10 protein-coding genes are annotated in these 12,809 nt (G+C 66.7%); 5 read left to right on the top strand and 5 right to left on the bottom strand.

Annotated elements, in window-relative coordinates:
* Positions 1-7: 7 nt before the first annotated feature.
* A complete protein-coding gene (locus G8A07_RS01170; RefSeq protein WP_195795318.1) occupies positions 8-1,279 on the top strand; it encodes an RNA polymerase sigma factor in 1,272 nt (423 codons plus the stop codon).
* 254 nt (positions 1,280-1,533) lie between these two features.
* On the opposite strand, the gene G8A07_RS01165 is transcribed toward G8A07_RS01170, so the two are convergent.
* On the bottom strand, positions 1,534-3,303 hold the full coding sequence (locus tag G8A07_RS01165) for an ATP-dependent endonuclease (RefSeq protein WP_195795317.1): 1,770 nt from the start codon (positions 3,301-3,303) through the stop codon (positions 1,534-1,536).
* Positions 3,304-3,482: 179 nt separating this feature from the next.
* Here G8A07_RS01165 and G8A07_RS01160 point away from each other — a divergent pair, with 179 nt between their 5' ends.
* Positions 3,483-3,812: a low molecular weight protein tyrosine phosphatase family protein gene (locus G8A07_RS01160; RefSeq protein ID WP_195795316.1), complete on the top strand. Its 330-nt coding sequence runs from the start codon at positions 3,483-3,485 to the stop codon at positions 3,810-3,812.
* A gap of 295 nt (positions 3,813-4,107) precedes the next feature.
* On the opposite strand, the gene queA is transcribed toward G8A07_RS01160, so the two are convergent.
* Positions 4,108-5,184 carry a tRNA preQ1(34) S-adenosylmethionine ribosyltransferase-isomerase QueA gene (gene queA, locus G8A07_RS01155; protein WP_195795315.1) on the bottom strand — a complete coding sequence of 359 codons (1,077 nt, stop codon included), beginning with the start codon at positions 5,182-5,184 and terminating at the stop codon, positions 4,108-4,110.
* A 116-nt stretch (positions 5,185-5,300) separates the two neighbouring features.
* On the opposite strand from queA, the gene G8A07_RS01150 reads away from it, so the two are divergent.
* A complete protein-coding gene (locus tag G8A07_RS01150; RefSeq protein ID WP_195795314.1) occupies positions 5,301-6,182 on the top strand; it encodes an alpha/beta hydrolase in 882 nt (293 codons plus the stop codon).
* A 15-nt stretch (positions 6,183-6,197) separates the two neighbouring features.
* Here the strand turns inward: G8A07_RS01150 and G8A07_RS01145 are convergent, their stop codons facing one another.
* Together G8A07_RS01145 and G8A07_RS01140 are read right to left on the bottom strand one after the other, a co-directional pair.
* Positions 6,198-6,494, bottom strand: coding sequence for a hypothetical protein (locus G8A07_RS01145; RefSeq protein WP_195795313.1), 297 nt, complete (start codon positions 6,492-6,494; stop codon positions 6,198-6,200).
* A gap of 41 nt (positions 6,495-6,535) precedes the next feature.
* On the bottom strand, positions 6,536-7,006 hold the full coding sequence (locus G8A07_RS01140) for a DoxX family membrane protein (RefSeq protein WP_195795312.1): 471 nt from the start codon (positions 7,004-7,006) through the stop codon (positions 6,536-6,538).
* A gap of 163 nt (positions 7,007-7,169) precedes the next feature.
* On the opposite strand from G8A07_RS01140, the gene G8A07_RS01135 reads away from it, so the two are divergent.
* Positions 7,170-8,078 carry a LysR family transcriptional regulator gene (locus G8A07_RS01135; protein WP_195795311.1) on the top strand — a complete coding sequence of 303 codons (909 nt, stop codon included), beginning with the start codon at positions 7,170-7,172 and terminating at the stop codon, positions 8,076-8,078.
* Positions 8,079-8,153: 75 nt separating this feature from the next.
* On the opposite strand, the gene G8A07_RS01130 is transcribed toward G8A07_RS01135, so the two are convergent.
* Positions 8,154-10,508, bottom strand: coding sequence for a YCF48-related protein (locus tag G8A07_RS01130; RefSeq protein WP_195795310.1), 2,355 nt, complete (start codon positions 10,506-10,508; stop codon positions 8,154-8,156).
* Positions 10,509-10,626: 118 nt separating this feature from the next.
* On the opposite strand from G8A07_RS01130, the gene recG reads away from it, so the two are divergent.
* Positions 10,627-12,708, top strand: coding sequence for an ATP-dependent DNA helicase RecG (gene recG, locus G8A07_RS01125; RefSeq protein ID WP_195795309.1), 2,082 nt, complete (start codon positions 10,627-10,629; stop codon positions 12,706-12,708).
* Positions 12,709-12,809: the final 101 nt, after the last annotated feature.

Here is a 12,809-nt window from a genome sequence, read left to right as displayed (position 1 = left end):
ACCCTCGATGAGCAGTAGCAGCAGCGGCTCCAGCACCTCCGGCGCCATCGCCGTGACCCAGGCCCTCAACCGCCTGGCGCGCGAGGACCGGGGGCGCCTGATGGCGGCGCTGATCGCGCGGCTGAAAGACTTCCAGCTGGCGGAGGATGCCTTGCAGGACGCGATGCTGTCGGCACTGTCCCATTGGGGCCGCGCCGGCATCATTCCCGAGTCGCCGCTGGGCTGGCTGCTGCGGGTGGCCTATCGCAAGGCGCTGGACCGCATCCGCAGCCAGCGGACGGCCGAGCGGGCCGGCGCCAGCCTGTTGGTACTGGCCGGCGACGAAGCCGGCGAGATCGAGAACACGGGCGGTGAGATCCCCGACGAGCGCCTGCGCCTGATCTTCAGCTGCTGCCATCCGGCGCTGGAGCAGAAGTCGCAGGTGGCGCTGACCCTGCGCGTGGTCGCCGGCCTGTCGACCGCCCAGATCGCCTGCGCCTTCCTCGACCAGGAGGCCACGATGGGCCAGCGCCTGTCGCGCGCCAAAGCCAAGATCGCGGCGGCCGGCATCCGCTACGCGGTGCCCGATCCGGCCGACTGGCCGCAGCGGCTGGAGGCGGTGCTGGCCGTCATCTACCTGATCTTCAACGCGGGCTACAGCGCCGGTCCCACCCCGGCCGGCCTGGACCTGGCCGAGGAGGCGCTGTACCTGTGCGCGCTGCTGGACCGGCTGCGCCCGGGCGAGGCGGAGGTCGAGGGCTGCCTGGCCGCGCTGATGCTGGGCCATGCGCGCCGCTTCGCGCGCCGCGATGCCGACGGCCGCACCACGGTACCGCTGGGCCAGCAGGATCGCAGCCTCTGGCGCCGCGACGAGATCACGGCCGGCATTGCGATCCTGGAGCGGGCGCTGCGCCGCCAGGCCCTGGGGCCGCACCAGATCAAGGCCGCGATCGCCGCCTGCCATTGCGAGGGCGAGGCTGAGGGCTCCGACTGGGCCCAGATCGCCTGCCTCTACGACACCCTGCTGCGCTTCGAGCCCACCGACGTGGTGCGCCTGAACCGCGCGGTGGCTCGGGCCGAGGCCGGCGCGCTGGAGCCGGCGCTGGAGGAGTTACTGCGCCTCGAGGCCGGCCTGAAGGACTATCAGCCCTTCTTCGCCGCGAAGGCGGACCTGCTGGCGCGCCAGGGGCGCAGCGCCGAGGCGCGTGTGGCGTATCTCAGGGCCAGCGAGCTGGCGTCGTCTGCTGCGGATCTAGCGTTTCTCGAAGGGAGGGTGAACGGGCTGGCGTCCGCCAGCTAGCGGCCGCACCAAGCTGAGCTATGCGCCGGAGCGCCTGTCGATGGAAAGGAAAACCGGACGCGCCGCCTTCGCCCCGGCCGACCAGACCGGATCTGGCAACTGACGATGTGTGCAATCCGGACAGCCAAAGCGAGGGGAGCATGCGGTTGCTGACGGGAGAGGACGGCAGCAAAGTCTGAGGTTCAGGCTCTCTTTGCTTCTGCGCTGAACGGCCGCCTTCGGGTGACCGTTTGCTTTGGTTTCCCCCTGTGGGATCAGCTGAAATACGTGTGAATCGATCGAACAAGCTTCTCAAGAGTTGGTGGAACTTGTTTTGTATTCTCGATCTCCTTCACAAGGTACTTAGCGAACTGCCCTTTGCGCTCACCGCTGACACGCTTGTGGATCAGCCTCCTGCAAGCAGCATCTGAAATTCGCCGTGCCACCAAGTCTGCAAATGATTCGTTGACTTTTAGCTTGCTCGCATTCTGTTTGACCACATCAGGTCGATCTTCAAGCCATCCCTTGGATTCAGCGTAGTTCCATGCATCCACTCCGCAGATCTCTTCGAGCGCTACTGAAATCTGAAAGCCGCCCTGGAGAACTTTGCGAAGTTCGTCGTTTGCGTTATCCGCACCAACCTTGAAAGCCTTGATTCGGTCCGCACTCGCCACAGCCTTCAACCGCGCAGTCAGAGTTTTTCGTGCTTCGGTGCCGGCTTCATCACCATCGAAGAGAACAGCAGTCTTGTGCTTCAGATCGGGCAGAACAGCTCGAGCTGTAGCATAGCCAACCGCCCAACCAACGCCAGCACCCATTCCCGGCTTCGCGACAATTTCAAATGGAAGCGGGGCTGGGAAAAGTACCTTGCAGGCGGCTTCAATAACCTCCTTGTCCGTCGCACCCTCCATACAAAGGAGTGGACGATCGATATGCATTGACTGCGAGTGCAACGTTTTCAGCTGTTGCAGCATCTCCGTCCGCTGTTGAACGGCGGCCCGAAGGTAGGGCTCGACAAATGGCATCAAACCAAGCCCTTCATCAAGCGCTTGCTGTGTTGCTGAGTTCTTGAAAGCAGTTTGCCCTTCGGCCCGCGTGGCAAACCAAGTGTTGGCCTTCTCTTGCGTCTTCGTCACACCATAAAAGGCGGGGGAATGGGTGGTCAGCAATACCTGAATCGTGCTGGAGCAACGATAGAACTCGGCAGCCTCATCCACCTGCTTGATCAGTTCGAGATTGTTCTCCGGTTCCTCGTAGCCCCAGATAGTCTCCGGAGGGGGTTTGCCACGCGCGAAATTCGTCTTTCTCTGATCTGCAAGAAAGCGGAGGATGACCGGAATATGGCGACCCTGGATCCCGTCGCCTCGGTTCTGAAGAGGCGTTGCCGCATGCTTATCAGCGGTCTTAAGGTCAAGTATCTCGAAGAGGCTTCCAAGATCGCTGGGGAGAGCAAACTCCGTCTTGAGTGCAAAGAGCCGCCGTGCCTCCGCTTCGATGTTGCCTACTTCCTTTCTGATATTTCCGAGAAAGCTTCCCGATGCCGAGGCTAAACGAGGTGCGATCGTTTCAGCGAGAGTGTTGTGCAGCCGACGCTTTAGGGTAGCGAAGAACTCTTTCCCTCGAATCGCCGGCACATACTCATATCCAATTTGCCGAACCCAAAAATCCGTTTTAGACCTTGGACTGAACTCCCTGCCGTCTACAGTACGAAGATCATCCGAGTAGGGAGTGCTTAGGCCATCCCGCCAAGTTTTCTTCCAGACGACAGGTTGGTTGTCTGTATAGTTATTGGGCGGTTTAAACTCGAGCTCAATCTCAATCTGTTTTGCCCGGTTTACTTTGATTGGTGCCTGCTGGCTATAGTCGAGATCAAAAACAAGGCTTTGGCCAACATCTGTCTGATTGTTGAAGAACAAGTTCAGCGCGCGCAGAACGTTGCTCTTTCCAGAATCGTTCGGGCCTACGAGTACCGTGTAGTTCGTTGGAAGAATATCTGCGTCTACAAGCGAACGAAAATTCTTGACTCGAATGCGTGTGATATACACGGCGCCTCCTCTGTTGTAAGGGGTAGCTTAGCCGAGTTCAGCTCTCACTCGGCGGAGGCATTTCCTGGACGCGTCCGCAACAAGTCACATATTTAGGACATATGGGAAGGCTGGTTACTAGAGCCAGGTCTCCCATTCCTCCCTTTTTCTGCCCCGAGAGCACCAGTCGGCCCACCGCCATGCAACGAGTCCTCTTCCTCTGCAGCCTGAACCGCTGGCGCAGCCCCACCGCCGAGCAGATCTTTGCCGAGCACCCCGGCATCGAATGCGCGTCCGCCGGCCTGAATCACGGTGCCGAAAACCCGCTGACACCGGAGCTGGTCGAATGGGCCGACCTGATCTTCGTGATGGAGCGCCAGCACAAGGTGAAACTGTCCAGCGAATTCAAACCCTGGCTGCGCGGCAAGCGGGTCGTGTGCCTGAACATTCCGGACCGCTACCAATTCATGGATCCCGCGCTGGTGAAGCTGCTACATGCCAAGGTCGGCAGCTTCCTGCCTCAAGACTAGCAGGCTGCTGAAAAACTACTGCGGCGACCATTTACGTCGTTGCGCGGTGCTCGGAATCCTCACGTACAGGAAGTACGTTCCGGTTCCTGCGCTCCGGGCGCCTAGCCGCTGGCCGTCCTCGCGACGTTTTTCAGCAGCCTGCGAGAGCGCCTCAGCCTCGCCCACCATCGTCCTCCTGGAAGAAGCGCCGTGCTCCGACTGGATCTATGGCCTGCGCAAGCAAGCGCATCGACGTCGTGCATTGCCAGATCGGCTCCACGCCGCGCCGGCTCGCGCACCAGGGGCCACGCCGACTTCAGCCGGCCGGCCTGCTTCTCTCCAGCAGCATCGCATCGCCATAGCTGAAGAAGCGGTAGCGCTGCTCGATCGCGTGACGGTACAGCGCCATGATGTGCTCGTAGCCGGCGAAGGCCGAGACCAGCATCATCAGGGTGCTCTTGGGCAGGTGGAAGTTGGTCACCAGGCGGTCGACGACGCGGAACTCGAAGCCGGGCGTGATGAAGATGTCGGTCTCGCGCGCCCCGGCCGCCAACTGGCCGCCACGCGCGGCGGATTCCAGCGCGCGCAGGGTCGTGGTGCCGACCGCCACCACCTTGCCGCCGGCCGCCTTGCAGGCCGCGATCGCGTCCACCGTGGCCTGGCTCACCTCGAACCATTCGCTGTGCATCTTGTGCTCGGCCAGCGATTCGACCCGCACCGGCTGGAAGGTGCCGGCGCCCACATGCAGGGTCACATGGGCCTGGCCGACGCCGCGCGCCGCCAGCCGCGCCAGCAGGGCCTCGTCGAAATGCAGGGCCGCGGTCGGCGCGGCCACCGCGCCCGGTTCCTTGGCGAACACGGTCTGGTAGCGGCGCACATCGTCGGCGCTGTCGCCATGCTCGATATAGGGCGGCAGCGGCACATGGCCATGCTGCTCCAGCAGCGCGAAGGGATCGCCCGACAGGCGCAGGTGGAACAGGCCGTTGTCCGGGCCGCAGCGGCCCAGCACCTCGGCCTCGAAGGCGCCATCGGCAAAGCGCACGACGGCGCCCGGCTTGGGCGCCTTGCTGGCGCGCATATGGGCCCAGACCTCGCGCGTGCCCGGCAGCACGCGCTCGACCAGCGCTTCCACCGCGCCGCCGCTGGCCTTGGCGCCATACAGCCGCGCCTTGATCACCTTGGTGTTGTTGAACACCAGCAGGTCGCCGGCCTGCAGCAGCTCGGGCAGCTCGCGGAACACCCGGTCCACCGGCACCACGGCGCGGCCGTCCAGCAGGCGCGAGGCGCTGCGCTCGGCGGCGGGATGCTGGGCGATCAGCTCGGGCGGCAGCGCGAAATCGAAGTCGCTGACGGTGAAATGGCGGGGCGAGGAGGAGGAGGAAGCTGCGGTCATGGGAATCTGTTGAGGGCCGGACGGACCCGTGCCAAACGGGCAGGGATTGTCCCATGGGGCCTGTTTAGACTCGCGGCTTCCTCATTAGCTTCAATGCCCGACCGGAAGATATGGCCATGAGTTCTTCGCTGCTCCGCCCCCTGGGTCCCGCCCTCCTGCTGCTGGCCGTCACCGCGCTGGCCGGCTGCCAGTCGATCGAGGTCAAGGACGGCGACATGTTCCGCCGCTCCGGCGCCACCCCGCCCGCGGACTGGCTGGCGCGGGCCCAGCCGCTGGCCGCGCCGCGGCAGGTGGAACGGCTGCAATTCGGAAGCGAAGACGGTGTGACCCTGGGCGGCCTGTTCCTGCGCCATCCCCGGGCGGTGGCCACGGTGCTCTACTTCCAGGGCGCGGGCAACCATGTCCAGAAGGACGCATCCTGGCTGGCCACCCTGGCCGGCGAACTGCCGGTGCATCTGATGGTCTGGGACTACCGGGGTACCGGCCTGAGCGCTGGCGAGGGCGGCACGGCCCGGCTGCTGGCCGACGCCCGCGCCGCAGCCGCCGAGGCGCGGCGCCAGGGCGGCGCCGACCTGCCCCTGGTGTACTGGGGCTATTCGCTGGGCACCCTCGTCGGTGCCCATCTGGCGCAAGACCTGGCCCCGGACGCGCTGATCCTTGAGGGTGCGCTGACCAATGCTCAGTACTGGGCCGACAACAAGGTGCCCTGGTACGGCCGCCCCTTCGTCAGCGTCCATCTGGCCGACACGGTCAGGGCCTACGACAACCGCCAGGCCCTGCAGCGGCTGCGCCGCCCCACCCTGATGCTGGTGGGCGGGCAGGACCCCGTGACGCCACCGCGTTTCGCCCGCGCCATCGTCGAGCGGATGCAGCACCCGCAATGCGCGACGCTGGTCGAGGCGCCCCGCGCGGGGCATGGCGGCATCCACCGACACGTGGAAAGCCGCGCCGCGCTGCAGCGCTTCCTGGACGAACTCAAGGACAAGGCCGGCTGCTGACCCGGCCGACGACGACTAGCGCGGCTGGCAGCTCGGCGGGTTCACCATGCCGAAGGACAGCAGGTTGCCGCCATTGATCGTGCAGCTGTGCTCCTTGCCGTCCTTGCCGCGCAGCACCGCGTAGGTGTTGGTGCCCGAGGTCTGGCGCGACAGCAGCTTCAGGTCGGCCGGCGCCTTGCCCAGCGCGCCGGCCGCCTCGGCGACGAGGCGTTCATCGCTGAGCATGTTCGTGCTGCCGGCGATGCTGGAGCAGCCGCCGAGCAGCGCCGCCGCCAGCAGCAGCAGGACGCAGGAGCCCAGGCGGGCGGGCATCGGGTTCCGGGAGGAGGAGGCGGTAGAAGGAGAAGAAAAGCTCAGCATGGGTTCGAGTCGCTTGTGGATGAAGAAGAAAAGGAAGATCGAGGCGGGACGGACTGCCAGGCCAGCAGCAGCAGGCAAACGATCAGCAGCACCGAGTACTCGGCGCCGTTGCGGCCCAGGCCGACGACGAACCAGCCGGCCTGGGCATGGACCAGGGCAATGCCCATCGCGTACAACGCGGCAAAGCCCAGACACAGCGGCACCAGGCAGCGCCCCAGCGCCAGCGGCAGCGGGCCGCAGATCTCCAGCGCCGTGATCAGCACGGCGATGGCCAGACCCTGCGTCCAGCCCTGACCCTCCAGCCATTGGCCGAAGGGAGCCACCGCCCCGTACCAGACCCGCGCCACGCCATGGATGCCGATCAGCCCGGCCAGGACTAACCGCAGCAACAGCCAGGCCTGGCGCTGGCGGTGCGAGGGGCTGGGGTGCAGCAGGGGCTGGAGCAGGTTCGGCGGCATGGACATAAGGAGGGGCACGAGCGGCGGGTTGGTGCTGACACGAGTACGGCGTGCCGCCATCCTCCGTCGCGGGCAGGCTCAGCGGCAAACGGATCTCCTGAGGGCTCAGGCTTAACAGGATTGAGCCTGCGGGTCGCGGCGGCGGCCCGGCTTGCCCAACAATGCCGCCATGGACAACAAGCGCATCCCGCCCTTGCCCGCCCTGCGCGCCTTCGAGGCCGCGGCCCGCCACATGAGCTTCGCGCGCGCCGCGAACGAGCTGCACCTGAGCGCGGCGGCGATCAGCCACCAGGTCAAGCAGCTGGAGCATTGGCTGGGCCAGCCGCTGTTCCAGCGCCATGCCAACGGCGTGGCCCTGACCGACGAGGGGCGCGACTATGCGCTGCGCGTGCGCGATGCCTTCGAGGGGCTGGTCAGCACCAGCCGCTCGATGCGCGAGCACCGGGCCCGGCCGGTGGTCAGCGTGCGGGCCCAGCTCAGCGTCGCCACGCTCTGGCTGACACCGCGGGTCATCGCGCTGAACCGGCTGCGCCCCGAGATCGAGATCCGCGTGCTGGCCGAACCGCATCGCTCCACCGGCCGGCTGAATGCCGATCTCTCGCTCTACTACCGGCGCACCGACCTGCCCGGCCACACCCAGCATCTGCTGTTGAACGCGTCCTTCCAGGCCCATGCGGCGCCGGCCCTGCTGGAGCAGCAAGGGCGGCCGCGGCACCGTACCCGCCCGGCCGACGTGCTGCGGCATCTGCCCCTGCTGCACCTCAGCGCCGAGGACCGCGGCTGGAGCTCGCCCGGCTTCGAGGAATGGTTCGCCCAGGCCGGCGTGCCGATCGAGCTGCCCCTGCCCGGCCTGCGCTTCAACCTGGTCCATCTGGCGGCCCAGGCCTGCATGCAGGGCGCCGGCGTGGCCCTGCTGCCGACCGACCTCTGCGCCGATGCGGTGCAGCGCGGCCAGCTGTTGCCCCTGCCCGGGCCGTCGCTGCCGGCGCCTCTGCCCTATTTCCTGATGTGTGCGGATGAGCCGAACGAGGCGGTGGGGTGGGTGAGGGATGCGTTGCTGAAGGGGGCTTCGGGCTGAGGCCGACTACTGGCGGAAAAAGAAAAAGCCGACCCGGGTGCCGGGTCGGCTTTCAGCAAAGCAGTGGTCGTGGGCTCAGAGACCGCCGGTACCTGTGGCCAGGAGGGTGCCTTCGTTGCCGCTGATCCAGGCGGTGCGGCTATCCACGGCATAGACACGCTGCAAGGACTTCTGCGTGCCCGAGTTCTGAGGCACCCAGGTTCGGCCGCCATCGCGGGTCAAGAGGATGGTGCCACCATCGCCCACGATCCAGCCCTGCTGGGCATCGATGAAGCGGATGCTGTTCAGGCGCTGCGTGGCCCCCACATTCACCGGGGTCCAGGTCTGGCCGGCATCGCCGGACTTCAGCACCGTGCCGCTCTCGCCCAGAGCCCAGGCCGTGCTGGCATCGCTGAACAGCACCCGGTTCAGGCTGACCGAAGTGCCGCTAAAACGAGCCACCCAGGTCTTGCCACCGTCCTCGGTGGCAAGAATGTGACCACCGCGGCCCACGATCACACCCTTCTTGTCACTGCCGAACTGCAGGGCAGTGCCCTCGGCGGTGAGTTCGGCCCGCTGCGTCCAGGTGGTACCGCCATCGCTGCTGGCCAGCAGCACATGCTTGTTGGCGTTCTGGTCATAGGCCTTGGCAAAACCAGTGCTCTCGTCCACGAAATGGAAGGCGCCGATGGTGTAGCGGCCCATCAACGGTGTGGACCAGCTCGCGCCGCCGTCGCTGCTGCGGTAGATCCTGTTGTCACCTGCCAGCAGCCAACCCTTGCTGCCATTGGCAGTGAACTGGAACTCGCTCGTGCCATAGTTGGCCGCCACCAGATTCTTGATCTTGGTGCTCCAGTCCAGGCCCCCATTGCTAGTTTCTTGCAGCTCGCCGCTGGCGTTCAGGGCCAGGCCGCGCTTGGCGTCGAAGAACCAGGCCGCCTCCAGGGAGCGCTGGGCGACCTCGCGACTCACACCGCCCACCTGGGTCCAGCTGAGCATGCCATCGTTACTCAGATAGGCCTGATCGCCACTGACCCAGAGCCAGGTCTTGGCGCCCAGACGGCGTGGGCTGTAGCTGATCATGCCGTCGCTGGTGGGCGAGGCAACGCGCAGCCAGCTGCCGCCGCCATCCTCGCTGAGGAAGTGGTCCTTGTTGTCGTTGGACTTGCGATAGAGCACGCCGCCGGCAAAGATCTTGGCGCTGCTATAGCTCCAGCTGCCGCTTGCCGGCGTGCCGAGCTTGCTCCAGCTGCGGCCACCATCGGCACTGCGGTAGATGTTGGCACCGGCCACCAGGAAGCCCTTGTCGGCATCCTGGAAGCTGACATCGCCCAGGCCGGAGTAGCTCAGGTCGGCATCGACCAGGCCCTGGGCCTCGTAGCTGGTCCAGCTGGCACCCGCATCGCTGCTGCGGCGCAAGGTCAGCTTGGTAACGTAGCGGCTGTTCGCACTGTCCCAGGTCGAGCTGTAGCTGCGCACGAAGAGCAGCTGGGAGTCGACCAGCTGGAAGCGGTCGCTGTAAGAACCGCCCGAGTACAGGGTGCTGCTAGTGGCGCCACCATCGCTGGATTTCTTCAGCGTGTAGCCGTCGAAGCTCCACAGCGTGCCGTCGGTACCGATCTCCGTCGGCGCAAAGGCCTGCTCGACCCAGGTTTTGCCGCCATCCGTGGTGCGGCGCATGCGGCCGTACCCGTATATCGAGTAGACCGCCGCGGTGTTGGCGTCGATTGCGCGCACGCGCAGGCCCGAATCGCTCAGGCCCAGGGCCTGCTGGCTCCAGGTCTTGCCGCCATCGGTGCTGCGCAGCACGGCGCCATAGCTGCCCACGGCCCAGCCGTTGTTGGCATCCGCAAAGGCGATGGATAGCAGGCGCGCGCTGAGGCCGCTGTCCTGCCGGGCCCAGGTCTTGCCGCCATCGACCGTCTTGAAGATCTCGCCGTTGTCGCCCACCGACCAACCGGTCTGCGCGTCGAGGAAGAAGTAGTCCTCGCGGCTGGTGCCGGTGGGGCGGGGCTGCTGCCAGCACCAGCCGCTGTCGGCGGCCGCGGAGCAGACCAGGCCCTTCACATGGGCGCGGTTGTTGACGCTGAGCTTGTACTTCAGCTCCTTGGAAGCGCCGGCGGTGTTGCTGACCCGCAGGGTGACCTCGTAGTCGCCCACCTTGGCGTAGTCGTGCTTGGGGCTGGCCTCGGTGCTGCCGCTGCCATCGCCGAAGCTCCAGGCGAAGCTCAGGCCGGTCAGGGCCGCGGCGTTGCTGGTGAACGTGGTGCCGGCCGTCACATCGCTGCTGGCCGGGGCCGTGATGCTCAGGTTGTCCGGGATCGCGGTGGGTTGCACCGTCGGTTGCGGCGCCGGGTCGGCGCTGTCGCCACCGCCACCGCAGGCGCTCAGCAGCGCAGCGCTCAACAGCACGCCGGCCCATCCGGCGCGCTCATACAGGTTCGTGCTCATGGCGAGCCCTCCCTCTTCCTCTAGGTATTTGTTGGAGCGCGGATTTTCCATGTTTCTCGATCATGTTCGAGCCGGGCAACCCACGAGATTCCGGGGGATCGCAGGCAGAATCGCGCCCATGCCTGAGGTTTCATCCAGTCCTGCCAAAGCCAGCGCCACCGACGCCAAGACCAGCAAGTCCGCGCCGCAGAAGGCCATGGAGCGGCTGGGCCTGCTGCGCGACATCGACCTGGCGCTGCATCTGCCGCTGCGCTACGAGGACGAGACCCGCCTGACACCGGTGCGCCTGGCGCGCGAGGGCGACACGGTGCAATGCGAGGGCATCGTCACCGAGTGCCGCATCGAGCAGCGCGGCCGGCGCCAGCTGATCGTGCGGATCGAGGACGAGGCGGGCGACGAGCTGCTGCTGCGCTTCATCCATTTCTACCCCTCGCACCAGAAGACTTGTGGCGTGGGTCAGCGTCTGCGCGTGCGCGGCGAGCTGCGCGGCGGCTTCTTCGGGCGCGAGATGGTGCATCCGAGCTTCCGCGCGGTGGACGAAGACACGCCGCTGGCGCAAAGCCTGACCCCCGTCTACCCGACCAGCGCCAGCCTGCCGCAGGCCTATCTGCGCAAGGCGGTGGCCGCGGGGCTGCGGCGAGCCGACCTGGCCGAACTGCTGCCGCCGGGCAGCGTGCCGCGCCAGCTGCCGGCGCTGCGCGAGGCGCTGGACTTCCTGCACCACCCGCCGCCGCGCCTGGGCCTGGCCCAGCTGGAGGACCACAGCCACCCGGCCTGGCAGCGCCTGAAGTTCGAGGAGCTGCTGGCCCAGCAGCTGAGCCAGCTGCAGGCCCAGCGCGAACGCGCGCGACTGAAGGCACCGGCGCTGTGCGCCCGGCCCGGCGGCCTGCACGAGCAGTTGCTGGCCGCCCTGCCCTTCGGCCTGACCGGCGCCCAGCAGCGCGTGGCCGAGGAGATCGCGCAGAACCTGGCGCGGCCGCAGCCGATGCACCGCCTGCTGCAGGGCGATGTCGGTGCGGGCAAGACCGTGGTCGCGGCGCTGGCCGCGGCAGTGGCGATCGACGCGGGCTGGCAATGCGCGCTGATGGCGCCGACCGAGATCCTGGCCGAGCAGCATTTCCGCAAGCTGGTCGGCTGGCTGGAGCCGCTGGGCCTGAAGGTGGCCTGGCTGACCGGCAGCGTCAAGGGCAAGGCGCGCCAGAAGATGATCGATGCCGTGGCCGACGGCTCGGCCCAGCTGGTGATCGGCACCCATGCGGTGATCGAGGACAAGGTCAGCTTCAAGAAGCTGGGCCTGGCCATCATCGACGAGCAGCACCGCTTCGGCGTCGCGCAGCGTTTGGCCTTGCGCAAGAAGCTGGCTTCGCAGGCGCTGGAGCCGCACCTGCTGATGATGAGCGCGACGCCGATCCCGCGCACCCTGGCGATGACCTATTTCGCCGACCTGGACGTCAGCACCATCGACGAGCTGCCGCCCGGGCGCACGCCGATCGTCACCAAGGTGTTCGCCGACGAGAAGCGGCTGAATGTGATCGAGCGCATCCGCGACGAGGTCGGCGACAAGGGCGCGCAGGTCTACTGGGTCTGCCCGCTGATCGAGGAGAGCGAGACCCTGGACCTGAAGAACGCCACCGAGACCTATGCCGAACTGAGCGCCGCCCTGCCCGGCCGCCTGGTCGGCCTGCTGCACGGCCGCATGCCGCCCGCCGAGAAGGCCGCGGTGATGGCGCAGTTCAGCGCCGGCGCGATGAGCGTGCTGGTGGCGACCACGGTGATCGAGGTCGGCGTGGATGTGCCGAACGCCAGCCTGATGGTGATCGAGCATGCCGAGCGCTTCGGCCTCTCGCAGCTGCACCAGCTGCGCGGGCGCGTCGGCCGCGGCGCCAAGGCCAGCGTCTGCGTGCTGCTCTACACCGGCCCGCTGTCGCCGACCGGCAAGGACCGGCTGCGCGCGATGGCCGAGACCAACGACGGATTCGAGATCGCGCGCCGCGACCTGGATATCCGCGGTCCCGGCGAGTTCATGGGCTCGCGCCAGAGCGGCGCCGAGCTGCTGCGTTTTGCCGACCTGCAGGAGGATGCGCCGCTGCTGAAAGCCGCGCGCGAACTCGCGCCGCGCCTGCTGGACCAGCACCCGGACGCCGCCCGGCGCCAGGTGGAGCGTTGGCTGGGTGGCAAGGCGGAGTTCCTGAAGGCCTGACAGGCTGTCGAAAAACTACTGCGGCGGCCATCTGCGTCGTTGCGCGGTGCTCGGAATCCTCACGTACAGGAAGTACGTTCCGGTTCCTGCGCTCCGGGCGC

The sequence above is a fragment of the Roseateles sp. DAIF2 genome, from assembly GCF_015624425.1.
Taxonomy (GTDB): Bacteria; Pseudomonadota; Gammaproteobacteria; order Burkholderiales; family Burkholderiaceae_C; genus Kinneretia.
This window is presented reverse-complemented; position numbering and strand designations above follow the sequence as displayed.

Coding starts and splice junctions, on each gene's coding strand:
- G8A07_RS01170 (WP_195795318.1), top strand. CDS start 8: ATGAGCAGTAGCAGCAGCGGCTCCAGCACCTCCGGCGCCATCGCCGTG.
- G8A07_RS01160 (WP_195795316.1), top strand. CDS start 3,483: ATGCAACGAGTCCTCTTCCTCTGCAGCCTGAACCGCTGGCGCAGCCCC.
- queA (WP_195795315.1), bottom strand. CDS start 5,184: ATGACCGCAGCTTCCTCCTCCTCCTCGCCCCGCCATTTCACCGTCAGC.
- G8A07_RS01150 (WP_195795314.1), top strand. CDS start 5,301: ATGAGTTCTTCGCTGCTCCGCCCCCTGGGTCCCGCCCTCCTGCTGCTG.
- G8A07_RS01145 (WP_195795313.1), bottom strand. CDS start 6,494: ATGCCCGCCCGCCTGGGCTCCTGCGTCCTGCTGCTGCTGGCGGCGGCG.
- G8A07_RS01140 (WP_195795312.1), bottom strand. CDS start 7,006: ATGTCCATGCCGCCGAACCTGCTCCAGCCCCTGCTGCACCCCAGCCCC.
- G8A07_RS01135 (WP_195795311.1), top strand. CDS start 7,170: ATGGACAACAAGCGCATCCCGCCCTTGCCCGCCCTGCGCGCCTTCGAG.
- G8A07_RS01130 (WP_195795310.1), bottom strand. CDS start 10,508: ATGAGCACGAACCTGTATGAGCGCGCCGGATGGGCCGGCGTGCTGTTG.
- recG (WP_195795309.1), top strand. CDS start 10,627: ATGCCTGAGGTTTCATCCAGTCCTGCCAAAGCCAGCGCCACCGACGCC.